The organism is Actinoplanes solisilvae, assembly GCF_003999975.1.
Lineage (GTDB): Bacteria > Actinomycetota > Actinomycetes > Mycobacteriales > Micromonosporaceae > Actinoplanes > Actinoplanes solisilvae.
In genome coordinates, this window is record NZ_RJAC01000001.1 from 312,684 (window position 1) to 336,753 (window position 24,070).

Consider the following 24,070-nt stretch of genomic DNA (forward strand, 5'->3'; position numbering starts at 1 on the left):
GACGCTGCACCGGACAAACGAGCGTCCCTCGAACAGGTTACGGCCGGGGATCGTTTCTTCGCACGTTCGAACGGTCGGCTATGGAGCCGCGCCCCCGGCGACCGAGGGCAGGACCTGGATCTCGGAGTCGGGCTTGACCGGGGTCTCGAGCCCGTCGGCGCGGCGGGCGTCTTCGCCGTCCACATAGACGTTGACGTAGCGCCGGACCGCGCCCTGCTCGTCGCGGATGCGCCGGGCCAGCAGCGGCCAGCGCCGCTCGACCTCGGTCAGCACGGCGCCGAGCGTGCCGGCCGCGCCGATCTCGAGCCGGGACGCCCCGCCCGCCTCGGACCGCAGCACGCCCGGCACCAGCAGCACCGGCATCAGACCGACACCGCCCGCACCGAGAGCACGTCGGGCAGGTGGGCGACCACCGTCTGCCAGCTCTCGCCCTCGTCCCTGGTGGCGAACACCTCGCCGGCCCGGGTGCCGAAGTAGACCCCGGCGCGGTCGTGGTCGTCGGTGCACATCGCGTCACGCAGCACGACCGGGTAGTAGGGGCCGTCGGGCAGGCCGCGGTGCTGTGGCTCCCAGGTGTCGCCGGCGTCGGTCGAGCGGTAGACGCGGCAGCGCAGCTCGGTCGGGTGGCGTTCGCTGTCGGCGGTGAGCGGGAAGCTCCAGATAGTGCCGGGCCTGGTGGGGTGGGCGACCATCGGGAAGCCGAAGTCGGACGGCAGCGTCGCGGCGATCGACTCCCACTTGTCGCCGCCGTCGGTGGAGCGGTAGACGCCGTGGTGGTTCTGGGCGTAGAGACGGTCGGGGTCGCCGGCGTCGCGGGCCACCCGGTGGACGCACTGGCCGAACTCGGGCCACGGGTCGGGCAGGAAGTAGGCCTTGATGCCGGAGTTGGCCGGGGCCCAGCTCGCGCCGCCGTCGCCGGAGCGGTAGACCCCGCCGGTCGACATGGCCACGAGCAGGCGCGACGGGTCGCTCGGGTGGGGCAGGATCGTGTGGATCGCCTGGCCGCCGAAGCCGGCGCCCCACTGCGGGCGGTGCGGATGGTCCCAGAGGCCGCGGACCAGCTCGAACGAGCGGCCGCCGTCGGCCGAGCGGAACAGCGCCGAGGGCTGGGAGCCGGCGTAGATCACGCCGGGCTCGGCCGGGCCGCCGGGCACGAGCTGCCAGACCCGCTCGATGGCGGCTCCGGCGTCTTCGGGAAAGGCGATGGGAGCCGTGTCGGGCTCCTGCCAGGTCTCGCCGAGGTCGTCGCTGACGGCGACGCTCGGGCCGAAATGGGAGTTGTCGACGGCGACCAGGAGGCGGGGGCGGGGACCGCGCGGGTCGACGCCGACCGTGTAGATGGCCGTGCCGGGGAAGTGAGCCGGGCCGACGTGCCAGGTCCGGCGTTCATCGTCGCTGGTGGCCAGGAAGAGGCCCTTCTGCGTGCCGATCGCGAGAAGCACTGTCATGGCGAGATTATGCGCGCCGGGTCCGACAGAAATGCCGCACACCGCGGGTGGGAGGATGGCGCGGTGCGTGTCAAGCCCCTGCTCCGCGTCCGCAAGACCGGCGCCCTCATGGTCGCCGCGGTGCTCGCGTTCGTCGGCGCCGTCCCGTTCGCCAGCTACGGGTGGGCGTACGCCCTGGTGTTGCTGATCCCGGTGGCGGCCTTCGTGTGGGCCTGGCGCGCCGGCACCGACGTCTTCGCCGACGAGCTGCGGGTGCGTGCCCTGTTCGGCAGCACCCGGGTGCCGTGGGCGCGGGTCACCGAGCTGGCGCCCGACCGCAGCGGCCAGATCGCCGCCCTGCTCGACAACGGCAACATGATCCGTCTGACCGGCGTGACCCGCGACAACCTGTCCAAGGTGCTGGCGGCCGGCGGACAGGAGATCGGCGGCGAGAAGTGAGTCCGGCTGGGCTTCTCAGTTGACCTCGCTACCCTGGGGTGCGTCGAGTCTCGAGGAGGTCGAGTGATCGTGCGTTCCCGCCGGGTCAGGGTCGCCGTGGTGGCGCTCGCCGCGGTTCTGGGGCTCACCTCGGCCTGCAGCTTCGGCCCGCCCGACCCCGACCAGCAGGGCGCCCCGCCCAACCTGCCGGCTCCCTCGGCCGCGGCACCCTCCGACGGCGCCGAGGCTCCCAGCGGCGGCGCGCAAGAGGTCGCGGTCACCGTCCTGGCCAAAGATCTCGACGTCCCGTGGGGCCTGGCGTTCCTGCCCGACGGCGCGGCCCTGGTCACCGAGCGTGACACCGGCCGCATTCTCAAGGTCGGCCCCGAGTCCGACGCGAACGGACTGACCGTCACCGAGGCGCAACGACTCACCGAGGTGCGCGCGTCCGGCGACGGCGGCCTGCTCGGCATCGCGGTCTCCCCGAAATACCAGACCGACAAGACCGTCTTCGTCTACTACTCGACCGCCAAGGACAATCGCGTCGGCAAGCTGACCCTCGGTGGCAAGCTCACGCCGATCGTCACCGGCATCCCGCGCTCGGCCGACCTCAACGGCGGCGCGCTCGCCTTCGGCCCTGACGGCCAGCTCTACGCGGGCACCGGCGACGCCACACCGACCGGCACGCAGGCGCCCGACCCGAAGAGTCTCGGCGGCAAGATCCTGCGCATGACCACGGCCGGCAAGCCCGCGCCCGGCAACCCGGTGAAAGACAGCCTGGTCTGGAGCTCCGGCCACCGCAACGTGCAGGGCCTCACGTGGGACAAGACCAAACGCATGTACGCCAGTGAGAGCGGCCAGCGCAGGTCCGGCGAGCTCAACGTGATCGGCAAGGGCAAGAACTACGGCTGGCCCAAGGCCGACGGCGCAGGTGCCGACCCCAAGCTGACCAACCCGCTGTTCACCTGGACGGCGGCCGAGTCGGGCTGCGCCGGGGTCGCCGCGCTCGAGCAGACGATCGCCACGGCGTGCCTGCTCGGCCAGCGCGCCTACCTGCTCACCGTGACCGGCAACGGCACCGTGCTGGGCACGCCGCAGTCGGTGCTGGCCGGCGAATACGGACGGTTGCGGGGCATGATCGCCGCGCCCGACGGCTCGCTCTGGGTGAGCACCTCGAACCAGGAGGACGGCGGCGATCCCGGCCCCGACGACGACCGGATCATCCGGCTGGTCTTCTCCGACGGCGGCGCCGGGCGTAGCTGAGTCATGCCACGGTGGAGGCGTTTGACGGGCGGCGGCGCGGGGCAGGTGTGCCCGCGATGACCGAGCAGACGACACGGCCGATGCGCCGGTACGCGTACGCCCTGGGCCGGTTCTTCGGTGTTCTGCGCCGCAACCCGTGGACGGGACGGGTGCGGGTCGCCGCGATGATCACGCTGATCAGCGTGGGCGGTGTCGTGATCGGCACCATGCTGTTCGCGCACGCCAATGTCGCCGTGGGACCGTTCCGCGCCGAGATGTCGATCAGCCCGTCCGTCCTCGGCGGCACCGAGGTCGACCTGCCGCCGCTGGGCTCGCTGCACCTCGACAGCCACGACGGCCCGCTGCATCTCAAGGTCAATCTGGCCGCGCTCGACCAGAACCGCACCGAGGCCCTGATCGGCGACCCCACGGCGATCAGCTCGGCCGGCGAGAACGCGGTCGAGGACGTTCGCGACGGCGTGATCAAGCTCGGCATCCGCACGCTCGGCATCGCGGTGATCAGCGCCCTGGTGCTCAGCGCGCTGATCTTCCGCAACATCCGCCGGGTTGCCGCCGCCGGCGTGACCGCCCTGGTGGTGACCGGTGGCAGCCTGGGTCTGGCCGCGGCGACGCTGCGACCCGAATCGATCGCCGAACCGCGCTACGAGGGCCTGCTGGTCAACGCGCCCGCCGTGGTCGGTGACGCGCGCCGCATCGCCGACAACTACGGCCGCTACTCCGAGCAGCTGCAGCAGATCGTCAGCAACGTGAGCCGGCTCTACACCACGGTGTCGTCCCTGCCGGTCTACGAGCCCGAGGCGAACACGACCCGCATCCTGCACGTCTCCGACCTGCATCTGAACCCCTCGGCGTACGGGCTGATCCGCACGGTGGTGCAGACGTTCGAGATCGACGCCGTGGTCGACACGGGCGACACGGTCGACTGGGGCAGCAGCGCCGAGACCGGGTACGCCTCCTCGATCCCCTCGATCGGCGTCCCGTACATCTGGGTCCGCGGCAACCACGACTCGGCCGCCATCCAGGCCGCGGTCGCCCGCCAGCGCAACGCGATCGTGCTCGACAACCAGATCACCACCGTGGACGGACTGACCATCGGCGGCATCGGCGACCCGGAGTTCACTCCGGACAAGAGCGAGACCCCCGACGCCGACCCGGCCACCGAGTCGCCGCTGCTGCGCGCGGGCACCCAGCTCGCCGACACGATCCGCGGCTCGGCCAAGCCGGTCGACATCGCTCTGGTGCACGACCCGGCCATGGCGCCGCCGCTGTCCGGGGTGGTGCCGCTGGTGCTCGCCGGTCACCTGCACAAACGCGAGGTGAGCCTGCTGGCGCCGCCGCCCGCGCCCGAGCCGTCGGCGTCGGCCCCCTCCGCTCCGCCCGCCAACGGCGCACAGCAACCGCCGGCGACCCGGCTGATGGTCGAGGGTTCGACGGGCGGTGCGGGTCTGCGCGGCCTGGAAAAGGACGATCCGACCCCGTTGAGCCTGTCGGTGCTCTACTTCGACGAGAACCGCCAGTTGAAGGCGTACGACGACATTCAGCTCGGCGGTACCGGTCAGTCCAACGTGGAGATGCAGCGCAACGTGGTCGGCGCCAAGGCCGAGGAGACCCCGTCCCCGTCCGGCTCGGCCACCCCGCAGTCGGAACCGAGCCGATAACCCGTAGAGTCCCGTCGCTCACTCAAGATCGACGAGGGACTCTGCATGACGATCGCTCGCCCGCCCCGCTCGTGGGAAACGAAGACTCTCGCCGTCCTGGCCGCCGTCGGCGCGGCCGCCCTGCTGACGATGGTTCTGCTGGTCACCGACCTGGCGCTGCGGTCGTACGCGCTCAGCGGCGCCACCGGGGCCGTTTCACCGCTGGTCGCCGCCGTCGTCGAGGACCCGTACACGCTCGACTGCCTCAACATCGTGCTGCTGGTCGCCTACATCGGGGCGTTCTACTGGTGGCGCGCCCAGACCCGCACCCTGCTGACCCGCGTCAACGTCGAGCCCGGCGCGGTCGTCACCCACTGGGGAATCGCCGGCTGGGGCCTGTGCCTCGGCCTGTCCTTCGTGGTCCGGCTCGCCCTCAGCGGATCGGGGCAGGTGGACGATCTCGACTCACTGGCCACGGCGCTCGGCTACGACGCGCTGGCGCTGACCTTCCGGCTGGTCGGGCTGTCGCTGCTGCTGATCGGCGTCTGGCAGATCCGCGAGCAGGTTCGTCTCGCGGTCGCCGGGTCCGGGGTGGCCCTGCGCGTCTCCGACCTGGGTTCGCTCGCGTCCGCCCCGACCACGGCCGCCCCGCTCGCGCCGCTGGCCCGCGCCGAGATCAAGGCCGAGGGTGAGGCCGACGACTATTTCTGGACCCGGATCGGCGAGCAGGCTCGGGCTGCCGGCGCCGACCTGGCCCTGCTGGAGACCACCGGCACGGCGGTGCACCGCTGGTTCCTGGTGCCCGCGACCGGCGAGACCGATGCCGTACGCGCGGTCATCGCGCCCGGGGCCGTGGTGACGATCTTCGCCGAGCCCCCGGCCGCCGATTTCACGGCTCCGGAGGGTGACGAGTTCTACGGTCTGCTCGAAGACTCGGAGACGGGCGCCCTGTGGTTCCAGTCGGTGCGCCCGAACCGCGTGCCGGCCTTCCTGGCTCGCGCCCGCACGGCCCGGCGCTGGGCCCTTTACCCCGCCGCGTCGGCCACGGCCCAGTCCGCGGTGGTCCCCGCCGCCCACTGAGGCGAGCGGCGGGGGTCGGATCAGGCCGCGCCGAGGCGCGACAGGATCAGGTCGCGAACCGTCTTGGCGTCGGCCTGGCCGCGGGTGGTCTTCATGACCGCGCCGACCAGGGCACCCGCCGCGGCGACCTTGCCGTCACGGATCTTGGCAGCGATGTCGGGGTTGGCGGCGATCGCCTCGTCGACCGCGGCGGTCAGCGCGCCCGTGTCGGAGACGACTCCGAGGCCTCGGGCGGCCATGACCTCGGCCGGGTCGCCCTCGCCCTCGACGACGCCCTCGAGCACCTGGCGGGCCAGCTTGTCGTTGAGCTTGCCCTCGTCGACCAGCTTCTGCAGGGCGGCGACCTGGACCGGCGTGGCGCCCACGGCGGCCAGCTCGATGTTGCCCTCGTTGGCGCGGCGGGCCAGCTCGCCCATCCACCACTTGCGCGCGCCGGCCGGCGACGAACCGGCGGCGATGGTCTCCTCGATCAGCTCGACAGCGCCGGCGTTGGCCACCGACTCCATGTCGATCGCGCTGATGCCCCAGTCCTCACGCAGCCGGGCCCGCTTGCTGCTCGGCTTCTCGGGCAGGGCGGCCTTGAGCTCGGCGACCCAGGCCGGGTCGGGCGCGATCGGCACCAGGTCGGGCTCGGGGAAGTAGCGGTAGTCGGTCGCCGTCTCCTTCGAGCGGCCGGGCCGGGTGTCGCCGGTCGTCTCCTGGAAGTGCCGGGTCTCCTGGAAGATCCGGATGCCCTCGTCGAGCAGGCCGGTCTGGCGGATGATCTCGGAACGGACCGCACGCTCGACCGACCGCAGCGAGTTCACGTTCTTGGTCTCGGTGCGGGTGCCCCACTCCTCGCCCGGCTTGTTCAGCGAGGTGTTCACGTCGCAGCGCAGCGAGCCCTGCTCCATGCGCACGTCGGAGACGCCCAGCGAACGGATGATGTCGCGCAGTTCGGCGACGTAGGCCTTGGCCACCTCGGGAGCGAGCGCGCCCAGCCCGGGAACCGGCTTGGTCACGATCTCGACAAGCGGGATGCCGGCGCGGTTGTAGTCGACCAGCGACTCGGTGGCGCCGTGGATGCGGCCGGTCGCGCCGCCGACGTGCAGGGTCTTGCCGGTGTCTTCCTCGAGGTGCACCCGCTCGATCTCGACCCGGTAGGTCTTGCCCTCGACCTCGACGTCGACGAAGCCGTCGACACAGAGAGGCTCGTCGTACTGCGAGGTCTGAAAGTTCTTCGGCATGTCGGGGTAGAAGTAGTTCTTCCGCGCCATGCGGCACCACGCGGCGATGTCGCAGTTGAGCGCGAGGCCGATGCGGATGGTCGCCTCGATGCCCGCGCGGTTGGCCACCGGCAGCGCGCCGGGCAGGCCCAGGCAGACCGGGCAGACCTGGGTGTTCGGCTCGGCGCCGAACTCGGTGCGGCAGCCACAGAACATCTTCGTGGCCGTGCCCAGCTCGACGTGGGTCTCGAGGCCGATGACCGGCTCGTAACGCGAGACGGCGTCCTCGTAGGTGGGCAGCGCGGTGGTCGTCATGCGGTGGGCTCCCAGGACTGTCGACTTCAACAGCTTCCAGACTAGTGGGCCCGACCGACGGAAGTTCGCTGACCCACAGGCTGCCCCCACACGTGAAGATCATTTGTGTACGGTCCCGCCATGCAACGCCTCCCACTCGTCGTCGCCGCCCTCACCGCGGCCAGCCTTCTCACCGCGTGCGACGACGGCAAGACCAGCACCGCCACCCCCACCACCTCGGCCTCCAGCGCTGCTCAGGCCGCCCCGGCCGTCGACTACGCGGCGTGGAGCAAGGGCACGTCCACCCCGGTCGCCGACAAGCTGTATCCACAGCACGGCACCGCCGCCCTCGACGTGCTGCACTATGACCTGCAACTCACCTGGCAGCCTCAGCAGAAAAACCTGAAGGGCACCGCGACGCTGCGGATCCGGCCCACGGCCGACGCGACCGAGATCAAGCTCGACTTCAAGCCGTATGCCCTGGACGAGGTCACGGTCGACGGCGCGGCCGCCAAGGCGACGGTCGTCAAGGAGAAGCTGGTCGTCCCGGCCGCCGTCAGCAAGGACAAGCCGGTCACGCTCGTGGTCGGCTATCACGGCAAGCCCGCCACCACCCCGATGCCGTCGCACCGATCCGACACCGAGCCCCTCGGACTGACGATCACCAAGGAGGGCGGCCTCTGGACGATGCAGGAGCCTTGGGGCGCCTACACGTGGTATCCAGCCAATGACCAGCCCTCCGACAAGGCGCTCTACGACATCGCGGTGACCGTGCCGGCCGGCTGGTCCGCGATCGCTGCCGGCACCCCGGCCGGGCAGGACGGCACCACGTTCCGCTACCGCAGCACCGACCCGATGGCGAGCTACCTGCAGACCCTGGCTGTCGGCAAATACAAGAAGGTCAGCGCCAAGGGCCCGCGCGGCATCCCGCTGACCTACTGGTACCGGCCGGGCAAGGATGAGAAGTTCGTGCCGTCGCTGAAGAAGTCGCCGGCCTACCTGAGCTTCCTGGAGAAGCGGTTCGGGCCCTACCCGTTCCCCAGCGGCGGCATCGTCCTCGTCGACTCGGCCTCCGGCATGGAGACCCAACAGATGATCACGATGGGTGCCAAGACCACGAAGTTCGACAAGCAGGCCTACGAGGAGGACCTGCTCCACGAGTACGCCCACCACTGGTTCGGCGACACGGTGACTCCCTCGACCTGGACCGACCTGTGGCTCAGTGAGGGCTGGGCGACCTACGTGCAGTACCTCTACGGGCAGGAGGTGCTGAAGTACAGCGACAAGGAGCTCGAGGACTTTCTTCGCCAACGGGACGCCGAGCTGCGCAAGAAGCTGGGCCCGCCCGGTTCGCCCAAGGCGGCCAACTTCGCCGAGAGCAATGTCTATATCTGCCCGGCGGGGATGCTCAAGGAGCTGAACGACGCGCTCGGCGACGCGAAGTTCTTCGCCCTCGGCCGCGCCTGGGTGCAGACCCAGAAGAACACCCAGCAGACGCGGGCGTCGTTCATCACCTTCGTCAACAAGCAGACCGGCCGCGACTTCACCAACCTGATCAACACCTGGCTCGACTCGAAGTCCACGCCGAAGTGAAGCTCGGGCCGCCCGACACTCACGGTGCCGGGCGGCCCGCCTCGCTCGTCAGAGGGCCGGCGGCGTGAAGGTGCCCACCGCGGACTCGAGCGCCGCGGCCACCCGGTACATGCGGTCGTCGGCCATCGTCGGCGCCATCACCTGGAAGCCGACCGGCAGGCCCTCGGAGAGCCCGCAGGGCACCGAGATCGCCGGACCGCCGTACAGGTTGGTCGGGATGGTGAAGAGGTCGGCCAGGTACATCTGGTAGGGGTCGGAGGTGCGCGAGCCGAACGGGAACGCCACGAACGGCGTGGTCGGCGAGACGAGCACGTCGACCCGCTCGAACGCCGACTCGAAGTCGCGCGTGATCAGCGTGCGCACCTTCTGCGCCTGTCCGTAGTAGGCGTCGTAGTAGCCGCTGGACAGCGCGTACGTCCCCAGGATGATGCGCCGCTTCACCTCGGGACCGAAACCGGCCTCGCGGGTCAGCGACATGACCTCTTCCAGCGAACGGTTGCCGTCGTCGCCGACGCGCAGGCCGTAGCGCACGCCGTCGAAGCGGGCCAGGTTCGACGACGCCTCGCTCGGGGCGATCAGGTAGTAGGCCGGCAACGCGTACTGGAAGTGGGGGCAGGACACCTCGACGACCTCGGCGCCCAGCTTGACCAGCGCCTCGAGCGACTCGTGGAACGCGCTCAGCACACCCGGCTCGCTGCCGTCGCCGGCGAACTCCTTGACGATGCCGAGCTTGACGCCGCTCAGGTCGCCGGTGGCGCCGAGACGGGCCGCGCCGACCACGTCGGGAACCGGCTTCGGGATCGAGGTGGAGTCGCGCCAGTCGTGCCCGGCGATCACCGAGTGGAGCAGCGCGGCGTCTTCCACCGTACGGGCGCAGGGCCCGGGGGTGTCGAGCGACGACGAGAAGGCGATGAGTCCGTAGCGGGAGGTGCCACCGTAGGTCGGCTTGGCCCCGACCGTGCCGGTGACCGCGCCGGGCTGACGGATCGAGCCGCCGGTGTCGGTGCCGATGGCGAGCGGCGCCTCGTAGGCGGCCAGCGACGCCGAGCTGCCACCGCCGGAACCGCCCGGGATGCGACCGAGGTCCCACGGGTTCTTCGTCGCGCCGTAGGCCGAGTATTCGGTGGACGAGCCCATCGCGAACTCGTCCATGTTGGTCTTGCCGAGCATCGGCAGACCGGCCGCGCGCAGCCGCTCGACGATCGTCGCGTCGTAGGGCGGGCGCCAGCCCTCGAGGATCTTCGAGGCGGCGGTCGTCGGCACACCCTTGGTGGCGACGATGTCCTTCACGGCGATCGGCACGCCGGCCAGCGGACCGGTCACCTCACCGCGGTCGACGGCGGCGGCGGCGGCCAGCGCGCCCTCACGGTCGACGTGCAGGAAGGCGTGCACCTGGTCGTCGACGGCAGCGATGCGGTCGAGGTGGGCGGTGGTGACCTCGACAGCCGAGGCCTCCTTGCCGGCGATCGCCTTGGCGAGCTGCGCCGCCGACATCTTGGTCAGGTCAGACACGGCGTCAGTCCTCCTCGTCCAGGATCCGCGGCACCCGGAACCGGCCCTCGAACGCGTCGGGTGCGCCCGAAAGCGCTTCCTCCTGCGTCAGGCAGGGCACGGGAACGTCGTCGCGATAAACATTGGTCAGCGGCACCGAGTGAGAGGTCGGCGGGATGTCGTCGGCGGCCACCTCACCGATCCGGGCCACGGACTGCAGGATCACGTCGAGCTGCCCCGCGAACCGGTCCAGTTCCTCCTCGGTCACGGCGAGCCGCGACAGGCGCGCGAGATGCGCGACCTCTTCGCGGGAGATGGCGGCCATCCTGCCCCTACTTTCTCGAATCCAATGCTGACGGGTGGAGTCTATTTCGCTGTCCTTCACGGGCTGTCGCCGGGACGCTTCATGTCACACCCCCAAAATCAACTTCGAGGTGTCGTAGCGGGGTGGTGGGTGCGGACCGTCGCTCACGCCGAGGGCCCGGGCGGGCCGAGCAGGGCGCTGCGCGCCCAGAACGCTCACCCCACCCGGGCGGCCTGCGTAAGTGGTAACGCCCAACCCCAAACCATCCCGTCCCGCCGTGTGCCGCCCGAAGAACGCGGATCGCGGCCTCACTCGCAAGACGGAATTTAGGGGTAATGCGCGTTTGGAGGCATGTGCCGATTTGATAACAGCGATGTGGTTTTGCGGTGAATTGAGCGGGTGGATCTATCGTGAGAACGGTTGGTTGGCCGGAGCCATGGTGGAGGTCGCATGGACGCCGCACGTCCCCGCACTTCCGCGGCGAGCCCGGCGTCCTCCGGGCACCGGCCGCCGGACGGTGACGGCCCCCGTCGGCGGCGCGCCCTGATCGTCACGGCGGTGCTGGTGGCGGCGGCCAACGCTCTGCTGTGGGCCGTCCAGCGCGACACGTTCGCCGCGCTCCCCAGCGCGTACTGGCTCATGGGTCTTCTCGCCGTGATCGTCGACGCGCGGCCCTATGTCGTGGCCAACCGCCGGGCCACCTCGGTCATCCTGCCGTCCATCTGTTTCACCTTCGCCATCGCGCTGGCCTGGGGATACGTCCCCGCCCTGGCCGTGCAACTGCTCGCGGTCACGGTCGCCGGCGTGCGCATGCGGCACTCCCCGCAGCGCACCCTGCACCTGGCCGTGCAGCACGCGGTCGCGCTGGGCGCGGCCACCCTCGTCGCAAACCTGGTGTCGCTGCGCATCGGCCCCGGCCCCGACTGGCACGACGCCTTGTTCACGGTCGCGGCGGCCGGCGCCTGGATCGTCGCCCGCTACGGGCTGGCCGCCGTCGTCGCCCGCTCGATGGCCGACCGCCCGGGTCCCCGGCTGCGGCGCCTCCAGCGGCTGCGACGGCTGCGACGGGCCGGTGTCGAGGTGCTGGCCACCGCCGCGCTGCTGTTGCTCGGTCCGGTGGTGCTGGCCACGGCCCAGGTCGGACTGGCCTTCGTGCCGCTGGTCCTGCTCGCGCTGCACGCCGTCCACCGCATGGTGCGGTCGTCGGGCGAGTTCGAGCGCGCCTCCCGCGTGGACGCCCTGACCGGCCTGCCCAACCGGCGCGCCCTGCACGCGGCCGTGCTCTCCCAGGCCAAGGGCCGGCGGCTCGCGCTCCTGCTGCTCGACCTCGACCGCTTCCGCACGGTGAACGACGCTCTCGGCCACGGCGTGGGCGACCGCCTGCTGGTCGAGGTCGCGCACCGCCTGGCCGAGGTGGTACCCGCTCACGACCTGGTCGTGCGGCTCGGCGGCGACGAGTTCGCCGTGCTCGCCACCCGCGTCGACGGCCCGCCCGCCGCCCGCCGCGTCGCCGACCACCTGACCGAGTCGCTGAACCGGCCGTTCACCCTGGACGGCACCCCCATCGACGTGACCGCCTCGATCGGCATAGCCCTGCAACGCGACCCCGGCGGCGACGGCACGACGCTGCTGCGCGAGGCAGAATCAGCCATGTACGACGCCAAGCAGCGCGGCGACCAGGTCGCGATCTACGGCCCCGACGCCCCGCACCACACCCCCGACCGCCTGACCCTGCTGGCCGATCTGCGGCACGCGCTGCGCTCGGACAGCGACGACGACGGGATCACGCTCTTCTACCAGCCCCAGATCGCCATCGCGACGGGCGAGGTGGTCGGCGTCGAGGCCCTGCTGCGCTGGCGGCACCCGGAACGCGGCCTGGTCGGTCCCGACGAACTCATCCGCGTCGCCGAGCCGACCCCGGTGATGCGCCTGCTCACCAGCCGCGTCCTGCACGAGGTGGTGGCCCAGGTGGCGTCCTGGCGCGACGCGGGCCGCCCGCTGCGCGCCGCGGTCAACGTGAGCGTGCGCGACCTGCACGCGGGCGACATCGCCGACCGCGTCGACAGCCTGCTCCAGCAGTACGCGGTCCCGCCCGACCTGCTCCAGCTGGAGATCACCGAGAGCGCCCTGATGGCCGACCCGCATCGCGTCCTCAGCACGATCACCCGCCTGGACCGCATGGGCATCGCCATCTCGCTGGACGATTTCGGCACCGGTTACTCGTCGCTGCAGCATCTGCGCCGCCTCCCCCTCGCGGAGGTCAAGATCGATCGCAGCTTCGTCCTCGGCATGTCCGCCGACCGCGGCGACGCCGCCATCGTGCGCTCTGTCATCGACCTGGCCGAGGCCCTGGGCCTGCGCGCGGTGGCCGAGGGCGTGGAGGACGAACGCACCTGGCGCATCCTCGCCGAGGCGGGCTGCCACGCCGCCCAGGGCTGGTTCCACGCCCGCCCGATGCCCGCCCCCGAGCTCAGCGAATGGCTGACCCGCTACCGCCCGCTGCGCCCGGCCCTCCCTGCCGCGACGAAGTAACCCGCGCGGCGGTCAGCCGGCCTTCGGGCTGAACTCGGCGACCTCTCGGGCCGCGTCAGGGCCGTCGGCGAGCAGGACGGCGAAGCCCTCCTCGTTCAGAACCGGGACCTTCAACGCCAGGGCCTTGTCGTATTTGCTGCCCGGGTTGTCGCCGACCACAACAAAGGCCGTCTTCTTGGAGACCGAGCCGCTCACCTTGCCGCCGCGCGAGGTGACGGCCTCGGTGGCCTCGTCCCGCGAGTGGGTCGAGAGTGTGCCGGTGACGACGAGCGTGAGCCCTTCGAGCGGGCGGGGTCCCTCGTCGGCGCGCTCGTCGGCCATGCGGACGCCGGCCTCGCGCCACTTGCGCACGATGTCGCGATGCCAGTCGACCGCGAACCACTCGCGCAGGCTCTCGGCGATCGTCGGCCCCACGCCCTCCACACTCGACAGAACATCGGGGGCGGCCTTGGGCTTCTTGCCGGCCTTGCCCTCGGAGATATCGACGTCGTCACCAGCATCGGCGGCCTCGACGGCAGCAGCATCGGCGGCCTCGACGGCAGCAGCATCGGCCGCCGCGTCGGCGGCCGTCGCGGCGACCGAACTGTCGAGGGCGGCGGCCGACACGGCGGCGGCCTCTTCGGCGCTGCCGGGCGGGGCGGCCACGATCGCCTCGATGGCTTCCATCGAGCCGAACTGGCGCGCCAGCGCCTGCGCCGCCGTCGGCCCCACGTGGCGGATGGACAGCGCGACCAGCACACGCCACAACGGCCGGTCTTTGGCGCCCTCGAGGTTCTCGAGGAGCTTCACCGCGTTGGTGCCCAGGCTGCCGTCCTGGTTGACGAAGAACGGCGACTGGCGCAGCTGGTCTTCGGTCAGGGAGAACAGCTCGCCCTCGTCGGTGATCGCGTGGGAGTCGAGCAGCGCCTGGCCGGCCTTGTAGCCCAGCACCTCGATGTCGAACGCCCCGCGACCGGCCAGATGGAACACGCGCTCGCGCAGCTGAGCCGGGCACGACCGGGTGTTCGGGCAGCGGATGTCGATGTCGCTCTCTTTGGCCGGCGCCAGCTTGGTGCCGCAGGCCGGGCAGTTGGTCGGCATCACGAACGGGTGCGCGTCTTCCGGCCGCAGGTCGATCACCGGGCCGAGCACCTCGGGGATCACGTCGCCCGCCTTGCGCAGCACGATCGTGTCGCCGATCCACACGCCCTTGCGCTCGACCTCGCGGGCGTTGTGCAGCGTCGCCAGGGCGACCGTCGACCCGGCCACCTTGACCGGCTCGAGCACCGCGAACGGCGTGACCCGGCCCGTGCGGCCCACGTTGACGTCGATGTCGAGCAGCTTGGTGGTGACCTCTTCGGGCGGGTATTTGAAGGCGATCGCCCAGCGTGGCGCCCGCGACGTGGTGCCCAGCCGGCCCTGCAGGGCGACCGAGTCGACCTTGACGACGACACCGTCGATCTCGTGCTCGACGTCGTGGCGGTGCTCGCCGTAGTAGGCGATGTAGTCGCGCACGGCGGCGGCGTCGTCGGCCAGCTTCCACCGCGAACTGGTCGGCAGCCCCCAGGCCTTGAGTGCCTCGTAGGCGTGGGACTGCGACGTCGGCGTGAAGCCCTTGCGGGCCCCGATGCCGTGCACGACCATGCGCAGCCCGCGCGACGCGGTGATGCGCGGGTCTTTCTGGCGCAGGCTGCCGGCGGCCGCGTTGCGCGGGTTGGCGAACGGGGCCTTGCCCTGCTCGACCAGCGACGCGTTGAGGTCGGCGAAGGCCGAGACCGGGAAGTAGATCTCGCCGCGCACCTCGACCAGCTCGGGCAGGTCGTCGCCGTGCAGTCGCTCGGGGATCTCGCTGATCGTGCGCACGTTGGGCGTCACGTCTTCACCCGTGCGGCCGTCGCCGCGGGTGGCGCCGCGCACGAGGCGGCCGTTCTCGTAGGTCAGGTTGATCGCGAGGCCGTCGACCTTGAGCTCGCAGATGAACTCGACCGGGCCGCCCGCGTCGCGCACCGTGCGGTCGATCCAGCCCTCGAGCCCCTCGTCGTCGAAGACGTTGTCGATGGAGAGCATGCGCTCGGCGTGCTCGACGGCGGTGAACTGGGTGGAGAACGAACCGCCGACGTTCTGGGTCGGGGAGTCGGGCGTGCGCAGCGCCGGGAACTCCGCCTCGATCGCCTCGAGCTCGCGCAGCAGCTTGTCGAACTCGGCGTCGGAGATCGTGGGCGAGTCGAGGACGTAATAGCGGTATTGATGGCCGAGCAGCTCGTCGCTCAGCTCGGCGTGCCGGGCGCTGGCCTCGGGGGTCGGATCTTTCCCGGCGGCGGCCACCTGCTCAGCGGTGGGCTGAGCGAGCTGCTCGGTCTCTTGCGAAGCCTTCTTGACCACCGGGACCTCCGTGCTCGACAACTAGGGCCTGTTGGCTTGAGGCCTCGTCCGCGGCCCGGCACCATTCCAAAACAGGCCCTACGCGGAACGGTAGTCGCCACCCCTGACATTTTTCGCCCGGCGCGACGGCACAACCCGCAGGTTGATCAGACCTCGGCCAGCCGTCGCCCGGCCTCGCGGCAGGCCGTCAGCGCGGCCCGCGCGTAAGCCGGCGAGGCGCCCGCCAGACCGCAGGCCGGCGTGATCACCACCTGTTGCGGCAGCCGCGACGGCGCGAACCCGAGCCGTTTCCACAGCGTCGAGACCCGCTCGGCGACCTTCTTGCCGTCGACACCCCCGGACGGCGAGGTCAAGGCCGCGGACGGGGCGGTGGGCACGACTCCGGCGAAGAGACCGAGCCCCGCCTCGAGCGCCTCCCCCAGCGGGTCAAGATCTTTGAGCAGCGACAGGTCGAGCGCCACGGCAGCGGCCCGCGCATCACGGAAGACCGGCAGCGGCACGCCCGCAGCGCAGCAGTGCGCGATCACCGGCGCCCCCACGGCCTCGACCACCTCGCGCAGCACCGACGCCGCGTCGGGCCCCGGCACGACCCGGTAGGACCCCAGCCCGCTCTCGGTCGGGACCCGGCCGGCCAGCACCGCCGGCAGCGACGGCTCGTCGAGCTGCAGCAGCACCTCGGCCCGCGGGAGCCGCTTGCGAACGTCATCGACGTGCCGCCGCAGGCCCTCGGCCAGCGAGGCGGTCAGGTCGCGCACCGCTCCGGCGTCACGCAGCAGCCGCCCGCCGATCGGGCGGTCGATGCTCGCGGCCAGCGTCCACGGCCCGGCCGACTGGATCTTCAGGGGGCCGGAGTAGGCATCGCCCTGCTCGGTGAGCTGGTCGAGATCGCGTTCGAGCAGGTCGGCTGTGCGGCGCGCGTCTTGCCCGGGGCGGGGGGCCACCTGCCAGCGACCGGCGTAGAGCTGCACCGGCAGGTCGACCAGGAACCCGGCGCTGCGCCCGATGATGTCGGCCCCCGGCCCCCGCGCCGGCAGCTCGGCCAGGTGGGGCAGGTCGGGCAGTTCGCCGAAGACGACGCGCTGGGCCTCGGCGATGTCGGTGCCGGGGAGCGACCCGATGCCGGTGGCCGAGCCCGCCGCCCACGGGAAGTCAGGCACGCGCCGCCACCAGGGCCTCGGAAGCCACGCCGGCCGTGATGGTGGCCGAGCCGAGCACGATGTCGCCGCCGGAGTCACGCTGGTAGGCCACGATCGCCTGCCCCGCCGCGACACCCCGCGCGGGCGAGAGCAGCCGGGCGGTCAGCTCGCCGTCGGCGACGGTCACCACGGCCGGCACGACCTCGCCGTGGGCGCGCAACTGCACGTCGCACTCGACCGGCGTCTCGGCCCCGTGCCAGATCGCGCGCGAGGCGGTCACGGTGTCGACCTCGAGGTCTTCGCGCGGCCCGACGGTCACTGTGTTGGTCACCGGGGTGATCGACAGCACGTAGCGCGGGCGCCCGTCGGCGGCCGGCACGCGCAGGTCGAGACCCTTGCGCTGGCCCACCGTGTAGGCGAAGGCGCCGTCGTGGGTGCCGAGGCGCTCGCCCGTGCGCCCGTCGACGATGTCGCCCGGCGTCGAGCCGAGCTGGCGTTGCAGGAAGCCCTTGGTGTCGCCGTCGGCGATGAAGCAGATGTCGTGGGAGTCGGGCTTGTCGGCGACCGAGAGACCCCGGCGGGCCGCCTCGTCGCGGACCTGAGCCTTCGTCGAGTCGCCGAGCGGGAAGACCGCGCGGGAGAGCTGGTCGCCGGTGAGCACGGCCAGCACGTAGGACTGGTCTTTGCCGTCGTCGACGCTGCGGCGCAGCAGGCCGTCGTCGCCGAGGCGGGCGTGGTGGCCGGTGACCACGGCGTCGAAACCGAGCGCGACAGCCCGGTCGAGCACCGCCTCGAACTTGATCTTCTCGTTGCAGCGCAGGCACGGGTTGGGGGTGCGGCCGGCGGCGTATTCGGCGACGAAGTCGTCGACGACGTTGGCGTGGAACTGCTCGGCCATGTCCCACACGTAGAAGGGGATGCCGATCACGTCGGCGGCGCGGCGGGCGTCACGGGAGTCTTCCAGCGTACAGCAGCCCCGCGCGCCCGTCCGATAGGTCTGAGGGTTTCGCGCCAGCGCCAGATGCACCCCGGTGACGTCGTGGCCGGCGTCGTGGGCGCGCGCGGCGGCGACGGCGGAATCGACGCCGCCCGACATAGCCGCAAGAACTCGCATGACCGCAAGCCTAACCGGGTCGCCGTGTGCACTCGGACGGCCTGTGGACAACCGTCAGCGAGGCGTCTTCCAGGCGGTCGCCCGCCGGGCCCGCTCGATCGCGCCGGGCAGGGCGGCCACCAGAGCGTCGACGTCGGACCGGGTGCTGGTGTGGCCGAGGCTGAAGCGCAGCGACGAGCGGGCGCGGTCGTCGTCGGCGCCCATCGCGATCAGCACGTGGCTGGGCTGCGAGACGCCGGCCGAGCAGGCCGACCCGGTCGAGCACGAGATGCCCTGCGCGTCGAGGAGCAGCAGCAACGCGTCGCCCTCGCAGCCGGGGAAGCTGAAGTGAGCATTGCCCGCGAGCCGGTGCTCAGGGTCACCGTTGAGAATGGCGTCGGGCACCAGCGCACGGACACGGGCCACGAGGTCGTCCCGCAGCGCTCCGACCCTTTCGGCGTACGCCGCCTGGCCTTTGACCGTGATTTCGACCGCCGTGGCGAAGGCCGCGACACCGGCCGTGTCGAGCGTGCCCGAGCGCACGTCGCGTTCCTGACCGCCGCCGTGCAGCAGCGGGGTGCAGGCGATATCGCGGCCGAGCAGCAGCGCGCCCACGCCGACCGGGCCGCCGACCTTGTGTCCGGTGATCGTCATGGCCGCGGCGCCACTGGCCGAGAAGTCGACCGGGATCTGGCCGAGAGCCTGCACCGCGTCGGTGTGGAAGGGGATGCCCGCCTCGGCGGCGAGGCGCGCGAGCTCGGCCACCGGCTGCACCGTGCCGACCTCGTTGTTGGCCCACTGCACGCTGACGACGGCGATTTCTTCCGCGTACGACTGCAGCAGCTCGGCCAGCGACGAAGGGTCGACCCGCCCACGCGAATCGACAGGTAGCCAGCTCACCTGGGCGCCTTCGTGGGTGCCGAGCCACTCGGCGCTGTCCATGACGGCGTGGTGCTCGACCGACGAGGCGACCACGCGGCTGCGGTTGAGGGAACCGGCCCGCCGCGCCCAGAAGATGCCCTTGACCGCGAGGTTGTCGCTCTCGGTGCCGCCGCTGGTGAAGATCACCTCGGACGGGCGGGCGCCGAGGGCCGCCGCGATGCGCTCGCGCGACTCCTCGACGAGCCGGCGGGCATGGCGCCCGGAAGCGTGCAGGGACGACGGGTTACCGACCTCGCGGGCCGCCGCAACGTATGCCGCCAGCGCCTCGTCGAGCATCGGCGTGGTCGCAGCGTGATCCAAGTAGGTCATCAGGGCTTCAGCTTATGCCTCGCCCGGGAACGCGGAACGGCCCGGCGCTGAGCACCGGGCCGTCGCGTGACCGGAATTACTTACGCTTGCGGATCTCGTCGGCCGCCTGGGGGACGACCTTGTTCAGGTCACCGACCACGCCGTAGTCGGCGAGCTCGAAGATCGGCGCCTCGGCGTCCTTGTTGACCGCGATGATGGTCTTCGAGGTCTGCATGCCGGCCCGGTGCTGGATCGCGCCCGAGATGCCGAGCGCGATGTAGAGCTGCGGGGAGACGGTCTTGCCGGTCTGGCCCACCTGGAACTGGTGGGGGTAGAAGCCGGAGTCGACCGCCGCGCGGGACGCGCCGACCGCGCCGCCGAGCAGGTCGGCCAGCTCTTCGACCAGCTTGAAGTTGTCGGCGCTGGCGACGCCGCGACCGCCGGAGACCACGATCGAGGCCTCGGTGAGCTCGGGGCGCGAGCCCTTCTGCTCGGCCACCCGCTCGACGACCCGGGTGAGCTTGTCGCTGTCGGCGACGGTCACGGTCAGCTGCTCGACCGTGGGGGTCGCCGGCTGCGGGGTCGGGGTGGTGGAGTTCGGGCGGATCGTCACGATCGGCAGGCCACGGGTGACCTTCGACTTGACGATGCCCGAGCCGGCGAAGACGACCTGGGTGGCGGTGCCGTCGGCGGCCACGTCGACCGCGTCGGTGAGCAGGCCGTTGTCGAGCTTGACGGCGAGACGCCCGGCGATCTCTTTGCCCTCCTGGGTGGAGGCGAGCAGCACGGCGGCGGGCTGGGCCGACTTCACGAGCTCGGCGACCGCGGTGGCCTTGGGGGCGACGAGGTAGTCCTCGACGTCGGAGCCCGCGGCGACGTAGACCTTCTCGGCGCCGTACTCGCCGAGCTTGTCGGTGAACGCGGCTGCGTCGCCGAACACGACCGCGCTGGGCGAGCCCAGCGTGCGGGCGATCGTCAGCATCTCGAGGGTGACCTTCTTGACGCCGGCAGCCTGCGAGGCCTCGACGACGACCAATACTTCAGCCATGTCTCTCAATCCCCTCAGACGAACTTCTCGGTGGCGAGGTACGCGACGAGCTGGGAGCCGCCGTCGCCCTCATCAGTGATCTTGGTGCCGGCGCTGCGGGGCGGGCGAGGCGAGAAGTCGACGACGGCGCTGGTCGCGCCGGCCGTGCCCACCTCGTCGGCCGCGATGCCCAGGTCGGACAGGGCGAGTGCCTGCACGGGCTTCTTCTTGGCCGCCATGATGCCCTTGAAGGACGGATAACGCGGCTCGTTGATGGTGTCCCACACGCTGACCACGGCCGGCGTGGACGCGGTGACGACCTCGTAGCCCTCGTCGGTCTGCCGCTCGACGGTCAGCGTCGAGCCGTCGACCGTGAGTTTGCGCGCGCCGGTGAGCGCGGCGATGCCCAGACGCTCGGCCAGCATGTGGGGCATGACCTGCACGCGGCCGTCGGTCGACTCGGCGCCGGCGATGATCAGGTCGGCGTTCAGCGTGCCGAGGGCGGCGGCGAGCACCTTGGACGTGGCGACGGCACAGGAGCCGTGCAGCGCGTCGTCCTGCACGTGGACGGCCTTGTCGGGCCCCATCGACAGCGCCTTGCGGATCGACTCGGTCGCGCCGGCCGGGCCCATCGTGAGGATGGTGACCTCGCCGCCGTGCGCTTCCTTGATCTTCAGCGCTTCCTCGATGGCGTACTCGTCCATCTCGTTGATGACGTTGTTCGCCGAGGCACGCTCGACGGTGTTGTCGCTCGCGCTCAGGGTGCGCTCGGCACCGGAGTCGGGCACCTGCTTGACCAGTACGACGATGTTCATCGCGCTCCTACGACCTCCTGTATTCAACGCACCGTTGCGGCCGGACGCCTCCCGACACGTTACCCGCCAGTAGCTTGGCCGTGTCAGCCACCGAGAGTGACACACCTCACCCACACTGACCGCCGAATCGCTACAGTCTGACCAGGGAGGTGTGCGATATGTCCGCCCAAATCGCTCGGTTACGCGGTGGGTTGCTTCCGTCCGCCTCACATCCTCCACCACGGCGCTCCGCGCCCGCGCCGGACATCCACGGACGCCGCGATCCGGACTCTCCGTGGTGCCTCTGTGGCCGTTCGCGCGAGGCCTGCGTGAGTGACGAAGTCCGCAGCCTGTGGACAAGCCTTCTTCACCTGGGCGGTCAATAATCTGGGACGTGTTCGGCAGCCTGCGCCAATGGATCGATCCCGAGAAGACCCCGGTCGTCGGCCGGACCCCCGACTACCGGTTCTCGCTGGCCAACGAACGGACGTTCCTCGCCTGGATCCGCACCGGGCTGGCCCTGATCGCGGGCGGCCTGGCCTGCGCCCAGTTCCTGCGGCCGATGAAGATCGCCCACCTGCGCGAGATTCTGGCCGTCGCCCTGCTCGTGCTCGGTGCCGTGGTGGCACTGCGCGCCGTGCACCACTGGGCGCGCACCGAGCGGGCCATGCGGCTGGACCAGGAACTGCCCGGCACGAAGTTCCCGGCCGTCCTGGCCGTCGCCATCGCGGTCGGAGCGCTCTTCCTGATCGTCGCGGTAGTGCTACCGAAATGACGGTGGAGTGGACCGAGGACCGCGGCGCCGCGGCCGAGCGCACCCGGCTGGCCTGGCGGCGCACGGTTCTCGCGGCCACCGTCGTCTTTCTGCTCGCCGCCCGCCCCGCCTTCGACCCGGACGCCGGGGCCGCCCAGTGGATCAATGCCGCGCTCGGCGGGATCGGCTGGTCGGCGCTGGTCGCGCTGGCCTACCGCCGCGCCCGTGGCCTGGAACGCCGCCCGCCGCACCCCGGCCGGCGCACGATCACCGCTTATGCCCTGATCACTGTCGCTCTCGCCGCGCTCGCCGGCCTGGTTGTCATGCTCTGATCGTCGCCGGATCGGCGACGGCGCGTCATCATTGCCACATGGTCCGGTTGTTCATTCTCCTCGCTGCCGTGCAGTTGGTGCTGCTCGTGCTGTCGCTGATCAGCAGCTTGTCGGCCGATCGCGTCCGCAACGCGCCACGATTCGTGTGGGTGTTGGTGATCCTTTTCATCCCCCTGCTGGGCCCACTCGCCTATTTCGCCTGGGGCCGTCCCAAGCCGATCCCGCAGGAGGGCACCGTCGTTCGCCGGCGCCGCGCTCCGGCGGCACCCGACGACGACGCCGACTTCCTTCGATCGGTCGACACCGAGCAGTCCCGGCGCGACCGGGAAATGCTCGCGAAATGGGAAAAGGAACTAAACAACCACGAGGAGCCCGACAAGCCCTGATCAGGCGAGGTTCGATGACCGGGGATAGGCGTCGCTGGGGTCGGTCAACACGTTGACCAGGTAGGGCACCCCGGCGCTGAAGGCACGTTCGAGGGCCGGACCGATCTCGGACGCCTTCTCGACCGTCTCCCCCGCGCCGCCCAGTGCCTTGACGACGTCGTCGTAGCGCAGGCCGGGCTGCAGGTCGGCGGCCACGTCATAGCCGTACATGGCCTGCATGGGGTGTTTCTCGAGCCCCCAGATGCCGTTGTTGCCGACCACCATGACGACCGGGAGCCCCTGCCGGACCAGCGACTCGGCGTCCATCAGCGAGAAGCCGGCGGCCCCGTCGCCGAGCAGTACGCAGATCTGACGGTCGGGATAGGTCACCCGGGCGCCCATCGCGTAACCCATGCCCGTGCCGAGGCACCCGTACGGACCCGGGTCGAGCCACGTGCCGGGCTGGGCGGGCTCGAGGAACCGGCCCGCGTACGAGACGAAGTCTCCGCCGTCCCCGATGGTGACCGCGTCGGGCGCCAGCACCTTCCGCAGTTCGCCGTAGATGCGCGCGGGCTTGATCAGGTCGGTCTCGGCCGTCATCGCCTCAGCGTCGCGAGCCTTACCCGCGTCTTCCGCCGTACGCAGACCTGAGATCCACTCGGCGTGTGAGGCGCGCTCGCCCGTGTAGCCGGCGATGGCCGCGAGGATGCGCCGCAGGTCACCGGCGGGCGACACGGCCGTCTCGACATGCCCGGCCCGCTGGCTCGGGGCGTCGACGATGTGCACGACCTGGGCGGCACCGAACTCGCCGAAACCGAGCCGGAAGTCGAGCGGCGTGCCGATCACGCAGACCACGTCGGCCTCGTTGAGCGCGGGCCGCCGGGCCTTGGCGAAGGCAAGCGGGTGAGACGGCGGCAGTGCGCCGCGGCCCATGCCATTGGTGAAGACCGGTACGTCGAGCGCCTCGGCGGCTGCCCGGAGCTCGGCGATCGCGTCGCCGCCCCACACGTCGGAACCCGCGATGATCACCGGCCGGGAGGCCGACGCGAGCAGCGTGGCGGCGCGGGACACCTCGTCGGGGTCGGGCTCGATCACCGGGACGGCGGGCCGGCCCGGGTCGGCGGCCTCGCCGCTGGAGAAGACCACCTCGAGGGGCAGGTCGAGGAAGGCCGGCCCGCGGTGCGCGGTGAGCGCGGCGGTCAGGGCGGCCCGCACCTCGCCGGGGATCGAGTCGGTGTCGCCGACCGTGGCCGCGTATTTGGTGACCGGCGCGACCAGCGGAACGTGGTCGAACTCCTGCAGGCTGCCCGAGCCCCAGCGGAAGGCGGGGGCCCGGCCGCCGAGCACGAGCACCGGCGAGGCGTTGAAGAACGCGCTGGTCAGGCCCGAGATGCCGTTGGTCACGCCGGGACCGGCGGTCAGTACGGCGAGACCCGGGCGGCGCTGCAGCTTGGCGACCGCTTCGGCGGCGAAGACCGCGGTCTGCTCGTGGCGTACGTCGTAGATCGGGAAGTCGGTCTTGTGGGCGGCGTCGTAGAGCGGGAACACGTGCCCGCCCGAGAGCGTGAACATCTCGTTGACGCCGAACGCCCGTGCCGCGGCCAGTGCCAGTTCGCCGCCGTGTCCCTCGATCACGTCTGCCATACCGTGTGCCCCCATCCGTGCGCCTTTGCCGGTGTAGGCACGCTACCCGGCAGGACCGGAAAGATGAACA

General features: G+C 71.3%; 21 protein-coding genes. 9 read left to right on the forward strand and 12 right to left on the reverse strand.

Going from position 1 to position 24,070, the window contains the following annotated elements:
* Positions 1-78: 78 nt before the first annotated feature.
* Entirely contained in the window at positions 79-363 is a 285-nt protein-coding gene (locus tag EER30_RS01445) for a MoaD/ThiS family protein (RefSeq protein WP_205650085.1), read from the reverse strand.
* Positions 363-1,448, reverse strand: coding sequence for a WD40/YVTN/BNR-like repeat-containing protein (locus tag EER30_RS01450; protein WP_127497474.1), 1,086 nt, complete (start codon positions 1,446-1,448; stop codon positions 363-365). The genes EER30_RS01445 and EER30_RS01450 overlap by 1 nt, the downstream gene beginning before the upstream one ends.
* A gap of 63 nt (positions 1,449-1,511) precedes the next feature.
* Between EER30_RS01450 and EER30_RS01455 the strand changes: the two genes are divergently transcribed.
* The 4 genes from EER30_RS01455 (at position 1,512) to EER30_RS01470 (ending at position 5,845) form a co-directional block, all read left to right on the forward strand.
* Positions 1,512-1,886, forward strand: coding sequence for a PH domain-containing protein (locus tag EER30_RS01455; protein WP_164842199.1), 375 nt, complete (start codon positions 1,512-1,514; stop codon positions 1,884-1,886).
* 63 nt (positions 1,887-1,949) lie between these two features.
* On the forward strand, positions 1,950-3,128 hold the full coding sequence (locus EER30_RS01460; RefSeq protein WP_432417491.1) for a PQQ-dependent sugar dehydrogenase: 1,179 nt from the start codon (positions 1,950-1,952) through the stop codon (positions 3,126-3,128).
* Between the two features lie 56 nt (positions 3,129-3,184).
* The gene (locus EER30_RS01465; RefSeq protein WP_127497478.1) at positions 3,185-4,786 is read left to right on the forward strand and encodes a metallophosphoesterase family protein; all 1,602 of its coding nucleotides are present in this window, start codon (positions 3,185-3,187) and stop codon (positions 4,784-4,786) included.
* Between the two features lie 45 nt (positions 4,787-4,831).
* Entirely contained in the window at positions 4,832-5,845 is a 1,014-nt protein-coding gene (locus tag EER30_RS01470) for a hypothetical protein (RefSeq protein WP_127497480.1), read from the forward strand.
* A gap of 20 nt (positions 5,846-5,865) precedes the next feature.
* On the opposite strand, the gene gatB is transcribed toward EER30_RS01470, so the two are convergent.
* Positions 5,866-7,365: an Asp-tRNA(Asn)/Glu-tRNA(Gln) amidotransferase subunit GatB gene (gene gatB, locus EER30_RS01475; protein WP_127497482.1), complete on the reverse strand. Its 1,500-nt coding sequence runs from the start codon at positions 7,363-7,365 to the stop codon at positions 5,866-5,868.
* 120 nt (positions 7,366-7,485) lie between these two features.
* On the opposite strand from gatB, the gene EER30_RS01480 reads away from it, so the two are divergent.
* On the forward strand, positions 7,486-8,937 hold the full coding sequence (locus EER30_RS01480; protein WP_127497484.1) for a M1 family metallopeptidase: 1,452 nt from the start codon (positions 7,486-7,488) through the stop codon (positions 8,935-8,937).
* A 48-nt stretch (positions 8,938-8,985) separates the two neighbouring features.
* Here the strand turns inward: EER30_RS01480 and gatA are convergent, their stop codons facing one another.
* On the reverse strand, positions 8,986-10,449 hold the full coding sequence (gene gatA / locus EER30_RS01485; protein WP_127497485.1) for an Asp-tRNA(Asn)/Glu-tRNA(Gln) amidotransferase subunit GatA: 1,464 nt from the start codon (positions 10,447-10,449) through the stop codon (positions 8,986-8,988).
* A 4-nt stretch (positions 10,450-10,453) separates the two neighbouring features.
* Complete coding sequence (gene gatC, locus EER30_RS01490; protein ID WP_127497487.1) at positions 10,454-10,753, reverse strand: Asp-tRNA(Asn)/Glu-tRNA(Gln) amidotransferase subunit GatC; 300 nt, start codon at positions 10,751-10,753, stop codon at positions 10,454-10,456.
* 429 nt (positions 10,754-11,182) lie between these two features.
* Here gatC and EER30_RS01495 point away from each other — a divergent pair, with 429 nt between their 5' ends.
* On the forward strand, positions 11,183-13,264 hold the full coding sequence (locus EER30_RS01495; protein WP_127497489.1) for a putative bifunctional diguanylate cyclase/phosphodiesterase: 2,082 nt from the start codon (positions 11,183-11,185) through the stop codon (positions 13,262-13,264).
* 12 nt (positions 13,265-13,276) lie between these two features.
* On the opposite strand, the gene ligA is transcribed toward EER30_RS01495, so the two are convergent.
* From ligA to EER30_RS01525, 6 genes are all read right to left on the reverse strand, one after another.
* Complete coding sequence (ligA, locus tag EER30_RS01500) at positions 13,277-15,625, reverse strand: NAD-dependent DNA ligase LigA (protein WP_127497491.1); 2,349 nt, start codon at positions 15,623-15,625, stop codon at positions 13,277-13,279.
* Positions 15,626-15,771: 146 nt separating this feature from the next.
* Complete coding sequence (locus EER30_RS01505) at positions 15,772-16,782, reverse strand: uroporphyrinogen decarboxylase/cobalamine-independent methonine synthase family protein (protein WP_127497492.1); 1,011 nt, start codon at positions 16,780-16,782, stop codon at positions 15,772-15,774.
* A complete protein-coding gene (gene mnmA, locus EER30_RS01510; protein WP_127497494.1) occupies positions 16,775-17,875 on the reverse strand; it encodes a tRNA 2-thiouridine(34) synthase MnmA in 1,101 nt (366 codons plus the stop codon). The genes EER30_RS01505 and mnmA overlap by 8 nt, the downstream gene beginning before the upstream one ends.
* A 54-nt stretch (positions 17,876-17,929) precedes the next feature.
* Positions 17,930-19,105, reverse strand: a complete 1,176-nt coding sequence (locus EER30_RS01515; protein WP_127497495.1) for a cysteine desulfurase family protein — start codon at positions 19,103-19,105, stop codon at positions 17,930-17,932.
* Positions 19,106-19,181: 76 nt separating this feature from the next.
* The gene (locus EER30_RS01520) at positions 19,182-20,132 is read right to left on the reverse strand and encodes an electron transfer flavoprotein subunit alpha/FixB family protein (protein WP_127497497.1); all 951 of its coding nucleotides are present in this window, start codon (positions 20,130-20,132) and stop codon (positions 19,182-19,184) included.
* 14 nt (positions 20,133-20,146) lie between these two features.
* Positions 20,147-20,926: an electron transfer flavoprotein subunit beta/FixA family protein gene (locus EER30_RS01525; protein WP_127497499.1), complete on the reverse strand. Its 780-nt coding sequence runs from the start codon at positions 20,924-20,926 to the stop codon at positions 20,147-20,149.
* 373 nt (positions 20,927-21,299) lie between these two features.
* Between EER30_RS01525 and EER30_RS01530 the strand changes: the two genes are divergently transcribed.
* From EER30_RS01530 to EER30_RS01540, 3 genes are all read left to right on the forward strand, one after another.
* Positions 21,300-21,680: a YidH family protein gene (locus EER30_RS01530; RefSeq protein WP_432417492.1), complete on the forward strand. Its 381-nt coding sequence runs from the start codon at positions 21,300-21,302 to the stop codon at positions 21,678-21,680.
* Positions 21,677-21,991: a DUF202 domain-containing protein gene (locus tag EER30_RS01535; protein ID WP_127497501.1), complete on the forward strand. Its 315-nt coding sequence runs from the start codon at positions 21,677-21,679 to the stop codon at positions 21,989-21,991. Before EER30_RS01530 ends, EER30_RS01535 begins: the two co-directional genes overlap by 4 nt.
* A 77-nt stretch (positions 21,992-22,068) precedes the next feature.
* Positions 22,069-22,377 carry a PLD nuclease N-terminal domain-containing protein gene (locus EER30_RS01540; RefSeq protein WP_432417493.1) on the forward strand — a complete coding sequence of 103 codons (309 nt, stop codon included), beginning with the start codon at positions 22,069-22,071 and terminating at the stop codon, positions 22,375-22,377.
* Here EER30_RS01540 and EER30_RS01545 read toward each other — a convergent pair whose 3' ends face one another.
* Entirely contained in the window at positions 22,378-24,000 is a 1,623-nt protein-coding gene (locus EER30_RS01545; RefSeq protein WP_127497505.1) for an acetolactate synthase, read from the reverse strand. It lies immediately after the preceding gene.
* Between the last annotated feature and the right edge of the window lie 70 nt (positions 24,001-24,070).

Coding starts and splice junctions, on each gene's coding strand:
- EER30_RS01445 (WP_205650085.1), bottom strand. CDS start 363: ATGCCGGTGCTGCTGGTGCCGGGCGTGCTGCGGTCCGAGGCGGGCGGG.
- EER30_RS01450 (WP_127497474.1), bottom strand. CDS start 1,448: ATGACAGTGCTTCTCGCGATCGGCACGCAGAAGGGCCTCTTCCTGGCC.
- EER30_RS01465 (WP_127497478.1), top strand. CDS start 3,185: ATGACCGAGCAGACGACACGGCCGATGCGCCGGTACGCGTACGCCCTG.
- EER30_RS01470 (WP_127497480.1), top strand. CDS start 4,832: ATGACGATCGCTCGCCCGCCCCGCTCGTGGGAAACGAAGACTCTCGCC.
- gatB (WP_127497482.1), bottom strand. CDS start 7,365: ATGACGACCACCGCGCTGCCCACCTACGAGGACGCCGTCTCGCGTTAC.
- EER30_RS01480 (WP_127497484.1), top strand. CDS start 7,486: ATGCAACGCCTCCCACTCGTCGTCGCCGCCCTCACCGCGGCCAGCCTT.
- gatC (WP_127497487.1), bottom strand. CDS start 10,753: ATGGCCGCCATCTCCCGCGAAGAGGTCGCGCATCTCGCGCGCCTGTCG.
- EER30_RS01495 (WP_127497489.1), top strand. CDS start 11,183: ATGGACGCCGCACGTCCCCGCACTTCCGCGGCGAGCCCGGCGTCCTCC.
- mnmA (WP_127497494.1), bottom strand. CDS start 17,875: ATGCGAGTTCTTGCGGCTATGTCGGGCGGCGTCGATTCCGCCGTCGCC.
- EER30_RS01515 (WP_127497495.1), bottom strand. CDS start 19,105: ATGACCTACTTGGATCACGCTGCGACCACGCCGATGCTCGACGAGGCG.
- EER30_RS01520 (WP_127497497.1), bottom strand. CDS start 20,132: ATGGCTGAAGTATTGGTCGTCGTCGAGGCCTCGCAGGCTGCCGGCGTC.
- EER30_RS01525 (WP_127497499.1), bottom strand. CDS start 20,926: ATGAACATCGTCGTACTGGTCAAGCAGGTGCCCGACTCCGGTGCCGAG.
- EER30_RS01535 (WP_127497501.1), top strand. CDS start 21,677: ATGACGGTGGAGTGGACCGAGGACCGCGGCGCCGCGGCCGAGCGCACC.
- EER30_RS01545 (WP_127497505.1), bottom strand. CDS start 24,000: ATGGCAGACGTGATCGAGGGACACGGCGGCGAACTGGCACTGGCCGCG.